Source organism: Pacificispira spongiicola, assembly GCF_012926505.1.
GTDB lineage: Bacteria > Pseudomonadota > Alphaproteobacteria > UBA8366 > Aestuariispiraceae > Pacificispira > Pacificispira spongiicola.
Map to the genome: position 1 here is coordinate 639,134 of NZ_JABBNT010000001.1, position 20,842 is coordinate 659,975.

General features: G+C 61.6%; 17 protein-coding genes and 1 tRNA gene. 11 read left to right on the forward strand and 7 right to left on the reverse strand.

Annotated features, from left to right (window positions below; genetic code table 11):
- Positions 1-14: 14 nt before the first annotated feature.
- Both HH303_RS02985 and HH303_RS02990 read right to left on the reverse strand, forming a co-directional pair.
- A complete protein-coding gene (locus tag HH303_RS02985) occupies positions 15-1,124 on the reverse strand; it encodes a GNAT family N-acetyltransferase/peptidase C39 family protein (RefSeq protein ID WP_227421482.1) in 1,110 nt (369 codons plus the stop codon).
- A gap of 162 nt (positions 1,125-1,286) precedes the next feature.
- A complete protein-coding gene (locus HH303_RS02990) occupies positions 1,287-1,862 on the reverse strand; it encodes a TetR/AcrR family transcriptional regulator (RefSeq protein WP_169623705.1) in 576 nt (191 codons plus the stop codon).
- 117 nt (positions 1,863-1,979) lie between these two features.
- Between HH303_RS02990 and HH303_RS02995 the strand changes: the two genes are divergently transcribed.
- The gene (locus tag HH303_RS02995) at positions 1,980-2,810 is read left to right on the forward strand and encodes a MipA/OmpV family protein (RefSeq protein ID WP_169623706.1); all 831 of its coding nucleotides are present in this window, start codon (positions 1,980-1,982) and stop codon (positions 2,808-2,810) included.
- A 69-nt stretch (positions 2,811-2,879) separates the two neighbouring features.
- Here the strand turns inward: HH303_RS02995 and HH303_RS03000 are convergent, their stop codons facing one another.
- The 3 genes from HH303_RS03000 to dnaG all read right to left on the reverse strand — a co-directional run bounded on the left by HH303_RS03000 (position 2,880) and on the right by dnaG (position 8,466).
- Positions 2,880-4,262 carry an alpha/beta hydrolase family protein gene (locus tag HH303_RS03000; RefSeq protein ID WP_169623707.1) on the reverse strand — a complete coding sequence of 461 codons (1,383 nt, stop codon included), beginning with the start codon at positions 4,260-4,262 and terminating at the stop codon, positions 2,880-2,882.
- An 88-nt stretch (positions 4,263-4,350) separates the two neighbouring features.
- Positions 4,351-6,441, reverse strand: coding sequence for an RNA polymerase sigma factor RpoD (gene rpoD, locus HH303_RS03005; protein ID WP_169623708.1), 2,091 nt, complete (start codon positions 6,439-6,441; stop codon positions 4,351-4,353).
- Between the two features lie 120 nt (positions 6,442-6,561).
- Positions 6,562-8,466, reverse strand: a complete 1,905-nt coding sequence (gene dnaG, locus HH303_RS03010; protein ID WP_169623709.1) for a DNA primase — start codon at positions 8,464-8,466, stop codon at positions 6,562-6,564.
- A 238-nt stretch (positions 8,467-8,704) separates the two neighbouring features.
- Here dnaG and HH303_RS03015 point away from each other — a divergent pair.
- Positions 8,705-8,781 (forward strand) — tRNA-Gln (locus HH303_RS03015).
- A 57-nt stretch (positions 8,782-8,838) separates the two neighbouring features.
- Here HH303_RS03015 and HH303_RS03020 read toward each other — a convergent pair.
- Together HH303_RS03020 and HH303_RS03025 are read right to left on the reverse strand one after the other, a co-directional pair.
- On the reverse strand, positions 8,839-10,143 hold the full coding sequence (locus tag HH303_RS03020) for an NAD(P)/FAD-dependent oxidoreductase (protein ID WP_169623710.1): 1,305 nt from the start codon (positions 10,141-10,143) through the stop codon (positions 8,839-8,841).
- Positions 10,144-10,148: 5 nt separating this feature from the next.
- Entirely contained in the window at positions 10,149-10,853 is a 705-nt protein-coding gene (locus HH303_RS03025; protein ID WP_169623711.1) for an HAD-IA family hydrolase, read from the reverse strand.
- A 120-nt stretch (positions 10,854-10,973) separates the two neighbouring features.
- Here HH303_RS03025 and HH303_RS03030 point away from each other — a divergent pair, with 120 nt between their 5' ends.
- The 9 genes from HH303_RS03030 (at position 10,974) to HH303_RS03070 (ending at position 20,763) form a co-directional block, all read left to right on the forward strand.
- Positions 10,974-11,906 carry a LysR family transcriptional regulator gene (locus HH303_RS03030; RefSeq protein WP_227421483.1) on the forward strand — a complete coding sequence of 311 codons (933 nt, stop codon included), beginning with the start codon at positions 10,974-10,976 and terminating at the stop codon, positions 11,904-11,906.
- The gene (locus HH303_RS03035; protein ID WP_169623713.1) at positions 11,903-12,808 is read left to right on the forward strand and encodes a LysR family transcriptional regulator; all 906 of its coding nucleotides are present in this window, start codon (positions 11,903-11,905) and stop codon (positions 12,806-12,808) included. The genes HH303_RS03030 and HH303_RS03035 overlap by 4 nt, the downstream gene beginning before the upstream one ends.
- 122 nt (positions 12,809-12,930) lie before the next feature.
- A complete protein-coding gene (locus HH303_RS03040; protein ID WP_319637293.1) occupies positions 12,931-14,274 on the forward strand; it encodes an FAD-dependent oxidoreductase in 1,344 nt (447 codons plus the stop codon).
- Positions 14,275-14,297: 23 nt separating this feature from the next.
- Positions 14,298-15,140 carry a transporter substrate-binding domain-containing protein gene (locus HH303_RS03045; RefSeq protein WP_169623715.1) on the forward strand — a complete coding sequence of 281 codons (843 nt, stop codon included), beginning with the start codon at positions 14,298-14,300 and terminating at the stop codon, positions 15,138-15,140.
- A gap of 95 nt (positions 15,141-15,235) precedes the next feature.
- A complete protein-coding gene (locus tag HH303_RS03050) occupies positions 15,236-15,973 on the forward strand; it encodes an amino acid ABC transporter permease (protein ID WP_227421565.1) in 738 nt (245 codons plus the stop codon).
- Positions 15,970-16,773, forward strand: coding sequence for an amino acid ABC transporter permease (locus HH303_RS03055; protein ID WP_169623717.1), 804 nt, complete (start codon positions 15,970-15,972; stop codon positions 16,771-16,773). Before HH303_RS03050 ends, HH303_RS03055 begins: the two co-directional genes overlap by 4 nt.
- A gap of 16 nt (positions 16,774-16,789) precedes the next feature.
- Positions 16,790-17,560, forward strand: coding sequence for an amino acid ABC transporter ATP-binding protein (locus HH303_RS03060; RefSeq protein ID WP_169623718.1), 771 nt, complete (start codon positions 16,790-16,792; stop codon positions 17,558-17,560).
- A gap of 39 nt (positions 17,561-17,599) precedes the next feature.
- Positions 17,600-19,636 (forward strand): oxidoreductase, encoded by a 2,037-nt coding sequence (locus HH303_RS03065; protein WP_169623719.1) that lies wholly within the window; start codon positions 17,600-17,602, stop codon positions 19,634-19,636.
- A 125-nt stretch (positions 19,637-19,761) separates the two neighbouring features.
- Positions 19,762-20,763: a GlxA family transcriptional regulator gene (locus tag HH303_RS03070; protein ID WP_169623720.1), complete on the forward strand. Its 1,002-nt coding sequence runs from the start codon at positions 19,762-19,764 to the stop codon at positions 20,761-20,763.
- The last annotated feature ends 79 nt before the right edge of the window (positions 20,764-20,842 follow it).

The window sequence follows — 20,842 nt, forward strand, 5'->3', positions numbered from 1 at the left end:
AGTCTAGTTCAAGGTTAGCGAAGGACGAGGGCGGCGCGTTGACGCGCGCGGCCATAGCGGGACATGCGTTCGAAATCCTCCCGCGGGATCGGCAGAGCCATTCGATCGGTCTGGCTCTGAATAACATCCGGGTCGACGAAGGGATCGTGCACGAACACGAACCGGTCGTCCATGGCCACCACAACGACCCAATGCGGCACCTTTTCCCTATCCAGCGCATAGGTGGAGATCAGGATGATCGGGACTCCGCCTTCCGCCAGGACCGCCTCCAGTTCCGCCGTGGTCAACGGGCTTTCCACCACGGGAATGCCGCGTTCCTCCAACTGGGCCAGATAGTCTTCCTGGACCAGCCGGATTACGTCCTTCTTCACCGGGTTGCGCACGGTGTCCACGAACATCATGTCGGGGTCGCGGACGTTCAGGCTGACGGTAAAGCCGCGATCCGCCGCCGCCAGCGCCATGCCATAGGGGGAACAACCCGCCGGGCCGCGCGTCATGAAGATCGTCGTCGCCTCCCGCCACAGACGCAGTTCTTCCGTCCGGGACAGGTCGTATCCGGGCCGCAACGCCGCGAAGGCCATCAACAAACAGGCAGGCCCGCAGGTGAAATCCAGGCTTTGCGCATAATAGGGAATTTTTTCCAGCCCCGCCGGGGTCGTCCCGACCAGGACCTTTTCCATGCGCAGCGCGTCGCCGCCGTCTTCGTAATAGCCCGGAATCTTGCCAAAGGGCTGGTAGCCCGCGCGCTTATACAGGTCGATGGCGCCGTCATTGTCGGACCGGACCTCAAGACGCAGGAAAGCCGCTTCCGCGCGGGCCGCGTCTTCCGCCGCCTGCAACAAGGCTCGCGCATATCCCTGCCCCCGCCGATCCGGATCGACCGCCAGGGAATAAAGCCGGGCAAGCGACGTCCCGCGATGGAACAGCACCATGGCATAGCCGACGATACGGCCCTGCGGGTCGGTCAGGACGCGGGTCGCCTGGTGTCCCTTGGCCAGCAGATGCCGGAAGCTTCGGCGGCTGATCCGGTCGGTTTCGAAACACGCGTTTTCGATACCGACCAAGGTGTCGACATCGTCCAAAGTCGCGGGCCGTATCGCCGCCTGTTCCAAAACCGTATCCATCGCTTCCATCCAACCGGACCGCAATCCGAATGACGCAGCGCTATAGTCCTATCCTTTTTGGAGGAATAGCAAATTCCTTCTGCGCTTTCCGCATGCCCGTCGGGGGGATCTTACATAGCTTGGCAATTGTGGCTGGCATATCTGGTAATGGGCACTCAGCGGTCACGCCCGCCTCACCAACGGGAGGAAAATCCCATCCACCCATTCGGTTCGCAAATCGTCAGGCGGCGCAGAGAATGTCATAATGACGTGATAGCGGAACAAATCGCTCAACAAGGATGCGATCGCCCCCGTCAGCTTCGCCTGATCGATCTCGCCTCTTTCCACCGCTCGATCCAGAATCGTTGCCAGCGTGCGCGTCTCGCCTGCCGACAAAGCTGCTTGCAAATCGGACGGGGAAGACGCGGTCTCCTGGAAATAACCGCTTGTGAATAAGGTAAAAGCGGCGGCGATCTCGCGGGCGCGCGCCGACGCGCGCTCCAAGTATTCCAGCAATTCCGTCCGGACATCGCCGCGGTCGGGAACGTCCAGTGGCGCTATCGCCATCCGCTTGCGGATCGCCGCGATCGCCAGTTCCGCCTTACCGTTCCATCGCCGCGCCAGAACGGGCCGGCTCGTCCCCGCCCTGACAGCAACATCTTCCATCGTAAAACCGGCATAGCCGCGTTCGGCCAATTCCTCCCAAGCGGCATCCAGAAGTGCATTTTCCAACGCTGCGCCGCGCCGTCGTCCCTTCATCGTTCAGTTTCCTCAAAACGTCGGTCACACTCAATAAGATACATTTATGCATCTTGACGGATGACAAAAGAGACCGCTATAAGATGCGCCATGGATTCTTATTCGAGGAGCGAAAAAATGACAAGAGATTCCGGGCCGACGCGACCGTTCACCATCGGCATACTGTTCGCGACGGCTGTTCTGATGATCGGGATTCCTTCGCCGACCAAGGCGGATTCGACGGTTCGGACCGCGACGGCAGAAGATGACGGAAGCAGCACCGAAAAGCAGGGCTCGGATCACTGGGTACTCGGAATAGGTGCCGCAATCGCACCGACATATGAAGGATCCGACGAATACGCGGTCGACCCGGTTCCGCTCGTCGACGTGAAATATGGTCGTTTCTTCGCAAAAACCGGAAGCGGCATCGGTCTGAACGTCGTTGAAACCGATACGATTACGGCGGGCGTGGGCGTCAATTGGATGAAAGGATACGACGAAGACGACGTTGCGACCGGTATCGACGGCGTGGACGACGCCTTCGGCGCGCGTCTTTTCGTGTCCGGAAGAGTCCGGGGGTTCGTAACAACACTCGCAACGACCCAGGCCGTCACCGAGACCGACAGGGGCATGACGGTCAATGCCACCGTCGCCTACCCGGTGCGACCGACGGACCGCCTTACGATTACGCCCAGCCTCGGAACAACCTGGGCGAACGAGAAATACATGAACAGCTATTTCGGCATCGATGCGTCGGAAGCGGCGGCATCCGGATACGCCCAATACGAGCCATCCGGAGGATTCAAGAACGTTACCTTTCGCGTCGCCGCAGGGTATCGCATTACGGACAGCATCAACGCCGTCGGTTCGATCGGCATTTCCCATATCCTCGGCGATGCGGCCGACAGTCCGCTGGTCAAGGAAGATACGAGCCCCTCGGCCCTCATCGGACTTTCCTATTCCTTCTAAGACCGGTTCCGAAAGCGGCCGGTCCGCCTTGGTGTCCGGGTCGGCGATACAGCCGGCCCGGAAAGTCCGTCACGTAGCGACCAGTTCCAGCATTCTATGCAGCGGCTCCGGCGCCGAGGTCAGGCCCAAAGACACTGTGAAATGCCCCTGATTGCGGGTCCAGACATTCTCCGCCGGGACCGCCCATTGCCGAACAAGGTCCTCGCCGGAGGCATAGGGGGTGATCTCGTCCACGTCGCCCAAAACGATGCCGATCCGGTCAGGGTTGATCGCCGGGCTATCGGCCGCATCCAACAGCGGCGACCAGCGGCCAACGGTTTCTTCCGTCCAACCGGCCTGCGCCAAGGCTTGCGGCACCCCCATCGATCCGGTCAGAGAGCCGCGATAGGCGACTTCCGTCAGGGAAGCCGCGGGCGCGATCAACAACGCAAAATCGGGCCGCGCCTCCGCCCGCCAACGCCGCGCCCAGGACAGAAGCTGCATCACCGTCAACGCGCCCAGGCTGATTCCGGATAGCAGAACCGGCCCCGGCGACACGACATCCCGTTCCGCGTCCAATTCCCGGGCATGGGCGATCCAGGTTCCGATCTCCCGGACATGCAGCCAGGAATAATCCAGCAATCCGCCGGGCCCATGCGCGAAAATCGGCTCCCCGCCATACCAGCCGTCCAAGCGGCGGCGGGCATGCCACGGTCCCTGCGGCTCGATAACGCGGAAGCCCTGCGCCAGGAACCAGTCGGGAATCGTCCCCTCCTCGCCCCACATTTCCGTTTCCATGCCGATACCGTGGGCGAAGATCATCGTGCCGCGTGGCACCCGTCCCGCCGGTTCGCGAATGCGCGCTTCCGCCGGAGGCGAAGCCGCGCCATCCGGCGTCGCGAAGCGCCCCCAGCGCCAAACCACACCGTCCCGCAGGAACGGCCGGCTCTGCCGGATATCCGGCGCATCGGGTGGAGACATCAGTCCGTCCGGGGCCGCAAGGCGTACACCGTGTCGGGCCTCCACCGTGACGGCATTCTCTATTTCGAAGCGAATGGCCGGAAAGGACCGTTCCAGATGGGCCGGCAGGAATCCCGCCCGCAACGCCATCGCTTTTCGCGCCAGGGTAAGTCGGCGTCGGTCCAAGCCGTTCAGCGCCTCCGACGGTCCCTCTCCACCGAAGAAGGCGGCTTCCCAATCGTCCAATGCCTCAGTGTATTCCCGCCAGGCTCGATCCACGGCCCCCAAAAGCTTGACGCCGACCAGTCGACGCGGCGGACCGGTATCGACGGTTGCGTGAAAAACATCGGGATCACCCTGCGCCGCAACGGCAGCCGCCCAAGCACGGGACAGTGGAAAGAACAACCGGGCGATGGCGGGCGTCGCAACACGGTCATACCAAGGCCGCCACAAATAGGGGGCGACGGATTGATCCAGAACCGTCCGGAAACGGCCGCCACCCCAGCCTTCCATCACGAAATTCTCCCGAAAAAGAGAAAGGCCGGCACCGCATGGCCCATGGCGTGCGGTACCGGCCCTCGTTCCACCGAACGATCCGGCCTTAATAGTCCAGGAAACTGCGCAATTTGCGGCTGCGGCTCGGGTGTTTCAGTTTGCGCAGCGCCTTCGCTTCGATCTGGCGAATACGTTCGCGGGTAACGCTGAACTGCTGGCCGACTTCTTCCAGCGTGTGGTCGGTGTTCATGCCGATCCCGAAACGCATGCGCAGCACGCGTTCCTCACGCGGGGTAAGCGATGCCAGAACCCGCGTCGTCGTTTCGCGCAGATTCGAATGGATCGCCGCGTCGGACGGCAGCAGCGCGTTCTTGTCTTCGATGAAGTCGCCCAGATGGCTGTCTTCCTCGTCCCCGATCGGGGTTTCGAGGGAGATCGGCTCCTTCGCGATCTTCAGGACCTTGCGCACCTTTTCCAGCGGCATGGCCAGTTTTTCGGCCAGTTCCTCCGGCGTCGGCTCCCGGCCGATTTCGTGCAGCATCTGGCGGGACGTCCGAACCAGCTTGTTGATCGTTTCGATCATATGCACCGGGATACGGATCGTGCGCGCCTGATCCGCGATGGACCGGGTAATCGCCTGACGAATCCACCATGTCGCATAGGTCGAGAATTTGTAACCGCGCCGGTATTCGAACTTATCCACCGCCTTCATCAGGCCGATATTCCCTTCCTGGATAAGGTCCAGGAACTGAAGGCCGCGGTTCGTGTATTTCTTGGCGATGGAGATGACGAGACGCAGGTTCGCCTCGACCATTTCCTTCTTCGCGCGGCTCGCCTCCCGCTCGCCCTGCTGGACGGTGGAGGTGATCCGGCGGAATTCCGGAATCGGCATGCCCGCTTCATTCGCAACTTCGCCGATGCCCATGCGCAGTTCTTCGATCTTGCCGACATATTTGGCGGCGAACTTGGCCCAGGCATTGTTGACGTCGGCCATTTCCTCAAGCCAATTCGGGTCGAGCTCGCGCCCGTAATAGCTTTCCAGGAAGGCCTCGCGGTCGATCTTGCAGTCCAGCGCCAGACGCAGCAGCTTGCCTTCCAACTGCATCAGGTTCTTGTTGATCGAATACAGTTCTTCGACCAGCTGTTCGATGCGGATGTTGTTCAGGCGGACCTCATCCATCAGTTGGATCAGTTCCTTGCGATGCTTGTCGTAGGTCCGTTCCGTGGACCGGGACACGGCCTCGCCGCGCTGCATGGTCGACACGCGCTTATCCTGCGCGCGCTGCAGTTTGGAATAGGTTTCGGAAATCGCCTCGAAGGTTTGCAGGACGGTCGGCTTCAGGGCCTGTTCCATGGCGGCGAGCGACATGTTGTTGTCTTCGCCGTCGGCATCCTCGTCGTCGCCGTTACCGTCACCGTCAGCCGCCTGGGCTGCTTCGTCGCCCTCGGCAGCCGGTGCAGCAGCCGGTGCAGCTTCCGTTTTAGCGGGTTCGGCGGGCTTCTCCGCGGCTTTCTCTGTCGCCTTAGCAGGCGCTTTCTCTTCTTCCTCAGCCCCGGCTTCCGCTTCGGCCTCGGTTTCGTCTTCTTCGTCGTCGTTTTCGATTTCCGCCATATCCTCGGCATCCGGGCCGGAAGACATGGTGGCATCCAAATCGATCACGTCGCGCAGCAGAATCTGGCCTTCGACCAACTGGTCGTGCCAGTCGGTGATGGCGCGCATTGTCAGCGGGCTTTCACACAGCGCGCCGATCATCTTCTCGCGCCCCGCCTCGATCCGCTTCGCGATGGCGATTTCGCCTTCGCGCGACAGCAGCTCGACGGAGCCCATTTCGCGCAGATACATGCGCACCGGATCGTCCGTCCGGCCGACCTCATCGTCGGAAATGTTGCCCGCGACCTCACCGGATTCGGCGCGTTCTTCGGCCGGCCCACGGGCGTCGCCCTCGCCTTCCTGCTCTTCGCCGTCCACGACATTGATGCCCATGTCGTTCAACATGGTCATCACGTCTTCGATCTGTTCGGAGGAAACCTGTTCCTGAGGCAGCGCTTCGTTCAGCTCGTCGATCGAGATGAAACCGCGTTCCTTGCCTTTTTGGATCAGTTTCTTGACCGCGGAATGGGCGTCCTCAAGGACCGGGCCGTCACCTTGTTCTTCGGTGTTCTCGGTCGCTTCGTTCGATTCCGCCTTGCTCGCCATATTGTCCGTATTCCTTATCCAGCCGCGACGATCCGTTCCGCCGCGATCCAAATTCGAGTATCGACCAGCCCCAAAACCACGCTACTCACCCTGCCCCGGACCAAATCGTCCGATATCGGGTCAATCCCCATAATCCGACAGGTCCGCGCCAAGTTGGCCTTCGCCGTCATCCATGCTGCGGCGCAAGGCCTTCAGCCGATCGTCGCCAGCATCCCCCGCCGACGTGCCGGTCCGACCCGCAAGCCTGTATTCCCCGATCAGGGCATGCTGTTGCCGGATCAGAAGCAGGTGATCCAACAGCTGCCGCGCCTCCGCCAAAGGGGCCGTCGGCTTCGCTTGCGGGGCAAGCATCAACACGTCCCGTCCCAGAACAGCAGACAAAGGCGCTTCCGCCCCACCCGCGATCAAGTGGTGCGTCAGCGCCTCGGGGTCAAGCTCCTTGCCCGACAGCGCGTGTTTTTGAAGTTCCGAACGCAGCTTGTCAAGGTCGGGATCGAAAGCGAAGGCGTCTAGGGCCTCATCATACTCCGCAATCAAGCTCGGATGATTGACCAGCACCGCCAGCACGATCTCCTGACGCCGCCGAACCAAGCGCTTGCTGGCCCCTTCCATCAGGCGCTCGCGCCCGAAGGGCTGTTCCGCGGTCGGCCCCATCGACCCGCCGCCGCGACCGGGCTTGCGATTGTTCCGATAATCGCGGATTGCCTCGCCGCGCGCCTTTTTGATTCGCGCCTGACTGTGTTTTCTGTGCAGCTGGAACAGCATATCGCGGAAGGATCGCTGATATTCGCGCCGGACCAATTCGTCCTTGATCCCCGCGATCAGGTGAAACAGATCGGCCTCCAACCGCGCACGCCGTTCGGGGGTGTCCAGCCGGACACCGTGGCTTTCCGTTTCAAACAGGAAATCGGCCAGGGGCTGCGCCCGTCCGACCAGGTCGCTCATGGCCTTCGCCCCGCCCGGTCCCTGGACAAGGCTGTCGGGGTCCTCCCCCTCCGGCATAAAGGCGAAGGACAGGCTTTTCCCCGGCAACAACCCCGGCAGGGCCCGTTCGCCCGCGCGGATCGCCGCTTTCTGCCCGGCCACGTCGCCGTCCAGGCACAGGACCGGTTCGTCCACATGCCGCCACAGTTCCGAGATCTGCTGTTCCGTCACCGCCGTTCCCAGCGGCGCGACCGCCGCCGGAAAGCCTGCCTGCCACAGCGCGATCACGTCCATATAGCCTTCGACGACCAGCATCGTCTCACCCTGACGCGCAGGCTCGCGGGCGCGGTCCAGGTTGTAGAGATTGCGCGATTTGTCGAAGAGCGGCGTGTCGGGGGAATTGATGTATTTCCCGACGCCGACGGCCTTCGCATCGCCCATGAACCGCCCGCCGAAGGCGATGGGACGGCCGCGCCGGTCGTTGATCGGGAACATGATGCGGTCGCGGAACAGCGGATAAGGCGAGCGACCGTCATCCGGCTTCCGATACAGGCCCGCCTCGATCAGCATCGGCATATCGATGCCCTGTTCCTTCGCGGCTTCGGCCAGGGCGTCTCGGTTGTCGGGGGCGTATCCGATCTGGAACGCCTCGATCGTCATCGCCTCCAGCCCGCGTCCGGCCAGATAGTCGCGTGCATCCTTACCCGTCGGGGAATGAAGCTGGCGCGAATACCAATCGACGGCGAAGGCGACGACGTCGGTCAGGTCCTTGCGGCGTTCCTCGCGCTGGCGTTCTTCCGGCGTGGATTTGGGAACTTCCATCCCGGCCAAACCGGCCACGGTCTCCACGGCCTCCGGGAAGCTCAACCCCTCCACCTGCATCAGCCAGGAGAAATGGTCCCCATGTTCCCCGGTGGAGAAGCAATGGTAGAACCCCTTGTCATCCTTCACATGAAAAGACGGCGATTTTTCGTTGGTGAAGGGCGACAGGCCCCACCAATCGTCCCGCGCCCGCTGTTTCAGGGCCACGCGCCGCCCGACAATCTGGGTCAGCGGCACGCGCGCCCGGATCTCGTCGAGAAAGGATTGCTGAAAAGCCATGGGGTTCGGCGCCGAGGTTTATCGATGAAAGGACCAGCCCAAGAGGTCGAGTATCGGGCGATTCGGAGAGCCTATCATGGGCAATGCCGCACCGTCATCCCGCTTATAAAAAATCTTCTCAAAGGCCCGGTTTGCCATCTTGCCCAGCAGGGCGGCTTTGAATAAAGTGCGCCCCGTTCGCGAGGGCGGGTTTCATCCGCTCCGGCGACCCGGTCCGGCAGTCCTGCCCGGGCAGGATTGGGGTGTGGCGAAGCGGTCTAACGCACCGGTTTTTGGTACCGGCATTCCTAGGTTCGAATCCTAGCACCCCAGCCACCTTTTCCGCGACAAACCAATAGATAGTGGCTTTTTCGAGACCGGTCATCCGGTCGATTAGAGGCCCAACGCGTCCAGCGTTTCGTAGCCGAAGGTCACGGCCCGCACACCGATCGCCCGGAAGGCGAAGAACGGCACGGGTGCCAGGTTCCCGCGCGCGATCAGCGACAGATCGACGGGATGGCCAGTCATGCGCCGCGCCTGCTGTGCGCCGACATAACCGGACATGGCCACACCGGCCCCGTTGAAACCGATGGCATAGCCGATCCGATCGGAAATCGAACCGGCCTGCGGCAGACCGTCGAAGGTCAGGGCGACATGGCCGGACCAGCGGCGGGCAATCGGTACATCCCGGAGATCGGGGAAGATGGCGGTCATCGCCCGTTCAAGACGGTGGAAGGCGGCGGGCGAATCGACCGCGCCCAAGGCGCCGCGACCACCGAATAGGATACGGCCGTCGACCTTTCGGAACCACCGCATCATACGGCGGGTTTCCGTATAGCTGCGGGCCTTGGGCAGCAATTTCGCATTCAAGGACGGCGGCAGAATGTCCGTGGCGATCATGGCGCTGCGGAAGGGAACGACACAGCGGGACAAAGCCTTGCCTGCGGACGTCAGAGACGAATAGGCGTTGGTCGCCATCAACACCTGTCGAGCGCGCACGCATCCGCCGGGCGTTTGTAACAGCACATGCCCGCCGGCTTCCGTCACCGACAGGACAGGGGACTGCGTTCGAATGGAAATGCCCCGGTTCGACAGCGCCGTCGCCAGCCCGGACAAATAGGATAGCGGCTGAATCGTCCCGGCCTGATCCTGAAGCATGCCGCCGACGAAATCGCGGCTCCCGGTTTCCGCTTCCACAGCATCCCGGCTCAAAACATGCAGGCCGGTTTCGCCAAGCGTGTCTTGCAACCAGGTCGCTTCTTCCACCGCATGATCGAAGGCCCGGCGGTTATGGGCGCATTTCAGGGCGCCGACCTTCTGGAACCCAACATCGGTCAAGTCGAACCGGTCCAACGTCGCGGTCAGATGATCGACACTATCACGGGAAATCGCATACATCCTGCGCGCGGTTTCCACGCCGTGCGACGAAGCCAAATCCACGAAGGAGCGGCGGAATTTGGCGGAGACGACCCCACCGTTCCGACCGCTGCCGCCGATCCCGATCGGCCCGGCCTCCAATACGACCGTATCCAGCCCCGCATCGGCGAAAGTCATCGCCGCATGCAAGCCGGCATATCCGGCGCCAACGACCGCGACGTCGCAGTCGACATCGCGGTCCAAGGCTAAAAACTCCGCCGCCGCCGACGTATCGACCGTATCGCGCCACAAAGACGCCGCGGGGGAGGGTAGTTGGGTCATGACGTTCAGCTATCCACGCCGAAGACCGCGTCGGCCAGTTCGCCGAGACTCGTGAAATGCAGGTCGGGTTTCGTCACGGCTTTCGGAACCGGCGTACCGCCGTATCCTTCCTGGTCGTGGCGCCGTTCGATCCAGCACACGGCATAGCCGAGGTCGCGGGCGACACCGATATCGTGATGCTGGCTTTGCGCGACATGCAGGATTTCCGACTGATGGTAGCCATGCGCCGATTGGCGACCCCGGTTGAAGTCGAAGAACCGCGGGTTTGGCTTCGCCGTTTGCGCGTCGTCGAAGGTCACCGCGTCATGGAACGGGCGGCCCAGCCGATGACTATAGGCGGTGTAGGCCGTACGGTCCGCATTGGTCATGGCGACCAGCCGGAACCGCGTGCGCAGGCGAGCGAGCGCCGCGGCGGAATCGACGAAGGCCGGCCATTCCAGAACGGACAGTTGGAAATCCCGCGCGGCTTCCTCCGCCGTCGTCAATCCCAGTTCCTTGGCGACATGCAGGTAGACATCGCGGAAGACCTCGCTCGACCGGCCTGGATTCAGGTCACGGCTTTCCAAATAGGGGCGGAAGATTTCGTCATCGGATAGCGCCTGAGCCTTCTCGCCGCCGATCCGACGAACGGCATCCAGGATACCCTTTTCGAAATCGATGCAGGTTCCGACAATATCGAAGGTGAGTACTTTAAATCGTGAGAAATCCATGGCGGCCTCCGGTCACGTGAAATAGGGGTGCATTCAAGTCGCGGCGATCATGGTGCCCTTCACGCGTTCTGAGCAATTGCCAAATACTCAGCATAAACATAACCTGTAATTATGAATGGATTGCGTCGCAAAATCCCATCCCCCAGCGCCCTGTTCGTTTTCGAGGCGGCGGCCCGGCATGAAAACTTCACGCGTGCGGCGGAAGAATTGAACGTCACGCAGCCGGCCGTCAGTCGGGCCTTGGCTGCATTGGAGACGTTTTTAGGAACGAGTCTGTTCCTGCGCGGAAAGCCGGGGGCCCGACTGACGGAAAATGGATTACTGCTGAAACGCGCGGTAGATCGAGCCTTTGAAGAGGTCGAAGTCGCCCTTGATGAAATCGAGGCACGGCGAACGGGCAAGGCGCAGGTGACCTTGTCCGTGTCTACGGCCTTTACCACGCATTGGTTGATGCCGCGCATCTCGCGCTTTCAATCGGTCTTTCCGCAAGTCGATCTGCGCTTTCAACTGATCCCCGGTCCGGTGACCGGCCCGATCGGAAATGTCGATATCGCCATGCGTTACGACCCCACCAATACAACATCCAGTCAGTTCGTCATGCATGAGGCTTATGTCCCGGTCTGCGCGCCCAGCTATCCCGAAACATCGAAACGCAGTGGTGGCGCGACAATCCAACTGGAAGGCGATCGCTCCGGACGCGGCGGCGCGGGGGAAGGATGGACGGGGCAGCCCAAGGACACGCAGCTACGATTTTCCGACTATTCCGTCGTGGTTCAAGCCGCCCTGGTCGGTCAGGGCATCGCGCCGGGCTGGCTGAATGTCGTGGCCCATTGGCTGCGCGAAGGGCACCTGATCCCGGCGGCCGATCAGGTATTTTGTCCGGGCCGGTCCTGTTACTTGCAAATGCAGTCCGACCCGGATCGTCCGACCGTGGTGGCCGAAGTGGCGGACTGGCTGTTATCCGAGCTACGCGACGACCTGACGGCGGTCGATGCCCGCTACCCCGACTTGCAGATCGGATCCCTCTTGACGTTGGAGTCCCCCGCAGCATGAGCCTTCATCCTTCCATCTACGAAGCGTTTCAGGTCGTCATGCAAACCGGAACGATTTCCAGTGCCGCCGGAATCCTGGGGCGCAGCCAGCCCGCCGTCAGTCGGATGATCGACAAGCTGGAGGAACATGTCGGGGTGAAGCTGTTCGAACGCCGCAAGGGTCGGGTCGTGCCGACCCATGCCGCGCATCTTCTAATCGACGAGGTCGCCCGCTTTTTCGTAACCCTGGATTCCCTCGACGATTTCGGGAAACGTATGAAGGAAGGTCGGGAAAGCGGCGTCACCGTTGCCGCGCTGCCCGCCTTGGGCCTTGAGTTCATGCCGGAGGCGATCTCCCGTTTTTCAGCGGACCGCCCGCATGCCAAGGTCATCTTGAACGTCCGCATGTCGGTCAGCGTTGAAAAATGGGTGGCGACGCAACAGGTGGATTTCGGCCTTGCGGAAACGCCGTTCAGCCTTTCCGGTTTCGCGACCCGCCTGTTTGCCGACACGACCTATGTCGCGGCCATCCCGGCATCGCATCCGGCGGCGGATACCGACACCCTGCGCCCGGAACACTTACGCGACGAACGCATCGTCGGCTGGACCGGCTATGTGTCCGCGCGCCGTATTTTCGACGACATCATGCAGGGCGCCGGGATTGCCCCGCATCAGACCGTGGAAACATCGATGTCCGCCCCGATCTGCGCCATGGTCAAGCGCGGCATGGGGATCGGGATCGTGGACCCCTTCACCGCCTGGACCCATCGGGACCCCAGCATTGTCTTCCGGCCCTTTCATCCGAAAATCCCCTGCCGCTTCGCCATCCTGTCCCCCAATACCCGCATGCCGACCGACCTTGCGGGGGAACTGATCGGCCATGCGGAGGAATTGCGGGACGAGGTCCTGTCCCACATCTTTTAGTTCACCATCTTCATTATGCATAAATTGCATATTGGAAGGATTATTTTGCATTTTGATTTTATTGCACCGTCGCCTCTACTGCGCCGATGCAATACGCAGCGCCGCCCCCATCCCCTTCTTTCGTGACCGACACGACACGCGATCCCTATGACGTCGTCGTCATCGGCGGGGGCATCAATGGCACTGCGGCGTTGCGGGAATTGGCGCGGGCCGGATATCGGGCCGTTCTGGTGGAGGCCGATACCCTCGCCGCCGGGGCCAGCGGTCGGTCGTCGCGCATGCTGCATTGCGGCCTGCGTTATCTGGAAATGCCCAATCCGTTATGGCAGGCCGTCCGCCACCCCGTTCGTTTCCTACGCGCCATCGGCATGGCCCGCGACGGGATGCAGGCACGTGCCGAATTGGCCTTGGACGACACGGTCGCGACCCGCGCGATCGAACTGGGTTTCCCGATCTGGCGGGACGGTCCTTATCCGCGCTGGCAGATTGATGCCGGGCTGCGGCTGCTTGCCGCCATCGGCCCGACCGACCCGCCGCTGGACCAAGATATCCTGTCGGCGGACGAAACGCGGCACCACCCGATCGGCCGACATTTGCGCGACGCGGACGCTTTGCGCGGCATGGCCGTGTTCCGTGAATATCTGTTCGAGGCACCGGACCGCATCTGTACAGACAATGCACGCGATGCCGAGGCCTATGGCGCGGTAATCCATCTGGGCACCCGCGCGGAAATCCGCGGCCGGGGGCAAGACGGCCTATGGTCCATATGCCTGAATAACGGCAGCGGTGATCGGACGATCCGGGCATCCGTGGTGCTGAACATGGCCGGCACCTGGGCCGACGACGTCGCCGACTTCGGTAAGCGGTTGATCTGCGGCACCAAAGGCGCACATATCGTCATCCACCTGCCCGAAGGGTTCGCCGATCGCGGCATCGCGACGGTGCACCGGGCGGGCCATCCCTTCTACGGTCTGCCGATGGGCGATGACCTTTTCTATTTCGGCCCGACGGAAACCCTGTTCGAAGGCGATGCGAAGGACGTCCGGGTCGATGAAGACGATTTGACCTTCCTCTTAGCGGAGGCAAATCACTTCCTGCCGGGACTCAAACTCACGCGCCGCGATATTGAACACTGTTGGGCAGGCGTCCGCCCCCTGACACACGACCCAGCCCGACCGATGGGCGCGCGCGAAAGAACCGTGCACGACCTCGCCCCGCAAGGTTTTCCGAACGTGCTGGCGATGACGGCAGGACCGATCATGAGCCACCGCGACAGCGGCCGTCGCATGCTGGCGGAAGTCCGCGCCCGTTTGGGGAAACCCAGCCGAACCGCCGGACATGCCGATACGGCCAATACGATGCACGGCGCGGATCCGACCACCGAAAAGCTTCTTGTGCGGCAAGCGCAAGAGTTCGCCGTTCCACCTGGAACGGCCAGTACCGACGTGATGTCTAAGCAGTGGTAATCTAACAACAGGGAGACAATAGAATGAGACAGTTAAAAACTCTTATCGGCGCCGCGGCGCTGTTGGTTGCGACGTCCGGGGCGGTGTTCGCCCAATCGGCGGAAAACGATCGTTTCAAGGAAGTTCTGGATCGCGGTGTCCTGCGGGTCGGCGTTCAAGGCGCGTTCAAACCCTGGGCCTTCCGCGCGCCGGACGGCTCTTTGCAAGGGATCGAGGTCGACCTCGCCCAGACCGTTGCGGACCGTTTGGGCGTGACCCTGGAACCGGTCGTCATCAAATCCGCCAACCGAATGGAATTCCTGCAGCAGGGTAAGATCGACCTTTTGATCGGCGCGATGTCCGACCGCCCCGACCGCCGGGAAATCGTCGGCATCATCGAACCGGCCTATTGGACCTCCGGCCCGACCCTGATGGCGAAGGAAGGGGTCATTTCCTCCTGGGACGACATCAAGGGGAAACCGGTCTGCGGCAAGCAGGGCGTATTCTACAACAAGATCGCGGAAGTCGAATTCGGCGCCAAGGTCATCGCCTTCGACGGCAATACCGAAGCCAAGGAAGCGTTGCGGTCCGGCAAGTGTGTCGCTTGGGTATATGACGACACCTCCATCGCCGCCGATATTTCCAGCGGCGACTGGGACGGTTACGAAATGCCGGTCGAAACCGTCTTCTCCAACCCTTGGGGCGCCGCTGTCCCGCTGGAAGAAAAGGACGGCATCTGGGGTGCCTTCATGGCCGGGATGGCCTATGGCTGGCACAAGGACGGCACCCTTATCGAACTGGAAAAGAAGTGGGGCGTGAAAGCGTCGCCGTGGTTGGCCGGAATGCATGAAAAGCTGACCTACGACAATTCCTATTTGAATAACTGATCCGTTGACTGGATCGTGACGCGGGCACCCCAACCGTGACCCGCGTCACGACCGTCGACACCGAGGTATAGAAGGACCGGCCTATCTTGTTGGAGATGATCGCACCGTTCTTCGAGCGGCTGAACAAAACGGCGGGATTGAATTTCTCGCCCTTTTACGATGCCTATGACTGGGGTCGCCTGCTGGAGGGTATGTGGATATCGGTCGAACTGATCGCCTGTATCATCGCCGTCTCTCTGGTGATCGGGGTCGTCGGGGCCGGGGCGCAAACGTCCAAGTCCCGCGTCATCCGCTTCCTGATCGCGGCCTATATCGAAATCTTCCGCAACACGCCGCCCATCGTGCAGTTGCTGTTCTTCTACTTCGGGCTGGGCGCGATCACGCCGCAGGTCGATATGGGCGGCTGGTACGAACCGATCATCGGATCCTTCGGCTGGGCCGTCATCGCCATCGGCATCTTCGGCGGCAGTTATAATGTCGAGATCTTCCGATCCGGGATCGAAGCCGTGCCGTCCACCACGACGGAGGCCGCGGAGTCCCTCGGTTTCTCCAATTTCAAGATTTTCGTCTACATCACCTTGCCGCTGGCCTTCCGATTCTGCCTGCCGGCATTGACCAACAACATCATCAGCCTCGCGAAGACCGCGTCGCTGGCCTATGTCATCGCGGTCCCGGAAATCACCTATACCTTGAGCAGCATCTGGTCGGACAATGTGAACGTCCCGGAAATGATGATCCTGCTGTTCGCCTATTACATCATTCTGGTCGCGATGATCGCCAAGGGGATGCATCTGCTTGAAAAGCGGCTGGCCCTGCCGGGATACGGCCAATGAAGACGTTGTTCCCGCTGACCATCACGAAGATTACGTGGCGCGCACCGCTGGCGCTGGCCGTGTTGTGCCTGCTGTCCGCCGTGACGGCGATCGCCCAGGACGGGACGGAACGGGTAAGCGCATTGGACACCCTGATCGTCTGGATACCCTTCATCCTGGAGGGATTTGGGCTGAATCTGTTGATGAGCATCCTGGCCATGGCAATTGCGACCGTCGCCGGGGTGGTCCTGGGTTTCATGCAGATCAGCCCGATCGCGGCGATCCGCCTTCCGGCGAAACTGTTCACCCATCTGTTCCGGAATTCCCCCTGGCTGGTGATCCTGTTCGCGATCATGTTGCTGGTCCCGTTCCAGATCACGCTGCCCGGCGGGGACAAGGTGTTGATCCCCGACTGGATCAAGGCGACGATCGGATTTTCCCTGCCGGTCATGGCGAATGTGGCGGAAATCCTGCGCGGCGCTGTTATGTCAATTCCGTCCGGCCAGTGGGAAAGCGCGGAAAGCCTGGCCTTCAGCCGGTATCAGACGCTGCGCTACATCATCCTGCCGCAATGCATCCGCCGCATGCTTCCCCCGTGGATGAACTGGTACGCGCTGTTGACGCTGATGACACCGATGGCGGCCATTCTGGGCGTGGGCGATGCTCTGGGGCACACCCAGGCGGCAATGGAAGCCGCTGGGGCCAAGCCCGAATTCCTGATCCCGTTCTATCTATTCCTGATGACGATCTTCTTCGTCTTCATCTATCCGATTTCGATCTATACCCGCCGGCTAGAACGTCGTTTCGCCGCTGGGTCGTAAAAGGAGTGACTGCATCATGAGTCGATCCGCGGCTCCCCAAACCGACTGGACACCGGACCAGCCGATCATCGCCCTGAAAGATGTGCGAAAATCGTTCGGTCATTTAGAAGTCCTAAAGGGCATCGATCTTCATGTCATGAAGGGCGAGGTGATTTGTATTATCGGGCCGTCCGGTTCCGGTAAGTCGACATTGATCCGCACGATCAACGGCCTGACCCCGGTCACCGCCGGTTCGGTCAAGGTCGAAGGCCAGGAAGTGCATGACGACAAGCTCGACAAGCTGGCCCTGCGCCGGAAGATCGGCATCGTCTTTCAGCAATATAACCTGTTCCCCCACCGGACCGTTTTGCAGAACGTGATGATGGCGCCGGTCCTGGTCCTGCACGAAAACAAGCGAGAGGTCGAAGAACGCGCCCGCTCCCTGCTGGCCAAAGTGCAATTGAGCGGCAAGGAAGACGCCTATCCGGCGCAGCTTTCGGGCGGACAGCAGCAACGCGTCGCGATCGCGCGCAGCCTGTGCATGCGCCCGGATGTCATGCTGTTCGACGAAGTCACGGCCGCCCTGGACCCGGAAATGGTCAAGGAAGTGCTGGTCACGATCAAGGAATTGGCCGCCGAGGGCATGACCTGCGTGTTGGTCACGCATGAAATGGGTTTCGCGCGGGAAGTCTGCGACCGGGTCTATTTCACGGACGCGGGTCTGATCGTGGAAAGCGGTCCGCCGAAACAGGTATTCGGCGACCCGCAGGATGCCCGAACCAAGGAATTCCTGTCGAAGGTTCTCTAAACCCCGCGTACAAAAAATAGTTTCAGGGAGAGTTTTCGGGTGACCGACACGCAGTCGAAACGCGCAAAAGACCCGCTTCTGCAGCCACTGACGATCAAGAAGACCGTTCTCCGCAATCGGATTTTGAGCACCGCTCATGCCTGCGGCCTGCAGGAAGGCGGCTTTCCGCAGGAAGCTTACCAAGCCTATCACGAGGAAAAGGCACGCGGCGGATTGGCGCTGTCCATGTTCGGCGGATCGTCCAATGTGGATATAGACAGCCCGAATATCTTCCAGCAGCTCAATGTCGGCACGGACGACATCATTCCGCATTTGCAGCGGTTTTCGGACCGCATGCACGCGCAGGGCGCGGCCCTGATGTGCCAAATCACCCATCTGGGTCGGCGCGGCGATCCCTATGCCCAGGATTGGCTGCCCGCGATCGGCCCGTCCCCGATCCGCGAAACGCTGCACCGTGCCATTCCGCGCGAAATGGACGATTACGACATAGACCGCGTGGTGAAAGCCTATGGCGAAGCGGCGCGCCGCTGCGACGACGGCGGATTGGACGGGATCGAAACCCTGTCCGGTGGTCATATAATCGGTCAATTCCTGTCCCCGAAGACCAACCTGCGCACCGACCGTTTCGGCGGTTCTTTGGAGAACCGCCTTCGGTTCGCGCTGATGGTGCACGAGGCCATCCGCAGCCGCGTGCGTGACGATTTCCTGGTCGGCATGCGCTTCATCGTCGATGAAGGGGTCGACGGTGTCCTGACGCCGGAAGAATGTATTGAGGCCGCCCTGATCCTGAAACGCGAAGGCGCGGTCGATTTCTTCAACGCGATCTTCGGCTCCATGGATACCGCCCGCGCGTTGACGGAAGAAAACATGCCCGTGATGGGATCGCCCATTGCCCCTTGGGTCACCGCCGTGGGCCGGTTCAAACGCGCGGTCGGCCTGCCGGTCTTCCATGCGGCGCGAATCCTCGACCTCGCCTCCGCCCGGTTCGCGGTGTCCGAAGGGCATCTCGACATGGCGGGGCTGACCCGGCCGCATATCGCCGACCCGCATATGGTCGACAAACTGATGCGCGGAGAAGAAGACCGAATCCGCCCCTGCGTCGGGGCCGGACATTGTCAGTCGCCCTTCCGTCCGAAATGTCTGCATAACGCAGCGACCGGCCGGGAATTGACCGTGGGCCATCGGATAGCGAAAGCGGAAACCAAACGCCGGGCTGTCGTCGTCGGCGCCGGACCGGCAGGGTTGGAGGCCGCCCGCGTGCTGGCGGAACGCGGTCACGCCGTTCAAGTGTTCGAGGCGGGCGCGGCCCCCGGCGGACAGCTACTGCTTGCCGCCGCCGGATCGTGGCGGCGCGACATTATCGGCATTGTCGATTGGCGTCTGGCGGAACTGGACCGCCTGGACGTGACGATAGAATGCAACCGATACATAGAGGGATCGGATGTCGAGGCCCTGTCGCCGGATCTGGTGATCCTCGCCACCGGCGGCGTCCCGCAGACGGAATTCGGACCCGGCGCGGATCTGGTTTTGAGCACCTGGGATATCATCGGTCGGCAGGCCCAGGCGAAGGGCGATGTTCTGGTATGGGATGACACTGGCCGGCACCCCGCCTTGATGGCCGCGCAAATGGCGATGGAGGACGGCGCGGCGGTTCGCTTCACGACCATCGACGGCGGCATCGCCGAAGATCTTACCTATGCCGACTCCACCCGCTGGAAGAAGGAATTGGCAAAAGCCCGGCTGCGGGCCGACGGCCATCTGCGCCTTGTGGAGGTCCGCCGAAACGGAAACCGGTTGGCAGCGGTTTTGATGAACGAATTGACCCATGAAACCGAAACGGTCGACACCGATCAGGTCGTGGTGGAAATGGGGTCCATTCCCGACAATGACTTGTTCCAGTCCCTGCGGGGCGCCTCGGGCAATAATGGGATCACCGATCTGCACGCCTTGCGCGATCTGAAACCGCAAAAGCGGTCGGCGCCGGGTTACGAACTGCATCGGATCGGCGATGCGCTCGCCTCCCGCAATGTGCATGCCGCAATCTACGACGCCTTGCGCCTTTGTTCGGTGGCGTAGCCACGCCTACCGTCGGTTATCGCGCGCCTATCGATCCCCCTCGCCCCTTACCATTGTGTGAGGCGGGCGGATGGATTTATCGTTCCCCGCACTGATAGCAGGAACGGCTAGATGCGGGCAGGCCGATGGATATTCTGATCATTCTGACGCCGAATTTTAACATCGCGGCGACGATGGGGTTTATCGATCCCTTTCGCGCGGCGAACTATCTGGACGGCGATGCGATTTTCCACTGGCATTTCGCCTCTCTGGATGGGGGGCCGGTGCCAGCGTCGAACGGCGCCTCGATGCTGACCGACCCGTTGGCCGATCATGACCGCAAATTCGATCTGGTCCTGGTATCGTCCAGTTGGACACCCGAACGCCAATTCAATGCCGCGATGTTTTCCGCCCTGCGCCGTCACGCCCATCGCGGCAGCGTCATGGGCGGCCTCGATACCGGCGCGTTCCTGCTGGCGAAGGCGGGGCTGCTGAAAGACGCGAAGGCGACGGTCCATTACGAACATATCGACGCCATGATCGAGCTGTTCCCCGATACGGAGGTGACGGAAGACCTGTTCGTATTCGACGGCAAGCGGATATCCTGTTGCGGCGGCGGCGCGGCCGTCGATTTCGCGCTGCATATCCTGCGGCAGGCCTGCGACGACAGGCTGGCAAATATGGCCGCGCGGTACGTCTTTCAACAAAACCTGCGACCCGAAGGGGCGCAGCAGAATCCCGGCATGATCGAACCGCTGGGACGCGCGGCCCCGGCGCTGGTGCGGGATGCGATCAAGCTGATGGAACAGCATTTGGAAGACCCCCTGACCATTTCGGATATCAGCGATCAATTGGGCGTTTCGCCCCGGCGGCTAGACCGGCATTTCGAAAAATCAATCGGCAAGGGACCGGCCACCTACTACCGGGATATCCGGTTGGACCGCGCCCGTGGTCTCGTCACCCAGACGGACATGCCGCTGGCGACCGTCGCCGTGGCAGCCGGTTTCAACAGTCAGGCGCATTTTTCGAAATCCTATAAAAGCCGCTTCGGGCTGGCGCCGCGCGACGACCGGGTACAGGGCCGGATTCCCTTCGAGTACCGGGCATGGCCCATGCATCGCAAGGTCGGGCGACACGATACACCCTAGCCCCCAAAGCCCTCATCTACAGAGCGACCGATATGTTACAATTACCGACCGATAGGCGATAGTTTCGTCAGGGCGCCCA

Coding starts and splice junctions, on each gene's coding strand:
- HH303_RS02985 (WP_227421482.1), bottom strand. CDS start 1,124: ATGGATACGGTTTTGGAACAGGCGGCGATACGGCCCGCGACTTTGGAC.
- HH303_RS02990 (WP_169623705.1), bottom strand. CDS start 1,862: ATGAAGGGACGACGGCGCGGCGCAGCGTTGGAAAATGCACTTCTGGAT.
- HH303_RS02995 (WP_169623706.1), top strand. CDS start 1,980: ATGACAAGAGATTCCGGGCCGACGCGACCGTTCACCATCGGCATACTG.
- HH303_RS03000 (WP_169623707.1), bottom strand. CDS start 4,262: ATGGAAGGCTGGGGTGGCGGCCGTTTCCGGACGGTTCTGGATCAATCC.
- rpoD (WP_169623708.1), bottom strand. CDS start 6,441: ATGGCGAGCAAGGCGGAATCGAACGAAGCGACCGAGAACACCGAAGAA.
- dnaG (WP_169623709.1), bottom strand. CDS start 8,466: ATGGCTTTTCAGCAATCCTTTCTCGACGAGATCCGGGCGCGCGTGCCG.
- HH303_RS03020 (WP_169623710.1), bottom strand. CDS start 10,143: ATGACCCAACTACCCTCCCCCGCGGCGTCTTTGTGGCGCGATACGGTC.
- HH303_RS03025 (WP_169623711.1), bottom strand. CDS start 10,853: ATGGATTTCTCACGATTTAAAGTACTCACCTTCGATATTGTCGGAACC.
- HH303_RS03035 (WP_169623713.1), top strand. CDS start 11,903: ATGAGCCTTCATCCTTCCATCTACGAAGCGTTTCAGGTCGTCATGCAA.
- HH303_RS03045 (WP_169623715.1), top strand. CDS start 14,298: ATGAGACAGTTAAAAACTCTTATCGGCGCCGCGGCGCTGTTGGTTGCG.
- HH303_RS03050 (WP_227421565.1), top strand. CDS start 15,236: ATGATCGCACCGTTCTTCGAGCGGCTGAACAAAACGGCGGGATTGAAT.
- HH303_RS03055 (WP_169623717.1), top strand. CDS start 15,970: ATGAAGACGTTGTTCCCGCTGACCATCACGAAGATTACGTGGCGCGCA.
- HH303_RS03060 (WP_169623718.1), top strand. CDS start 16,790: ATGAGTCGATCCGCGGCTCCCCAAACCGACTGGACACCGGACCAGCCG.
- HH303_RS03070 (WP_169623720.1), top strand. CDS start 19,762: ATGGATATTCTGATCATTCTGACGCCGAATTTTAACATCGCGGCGACG.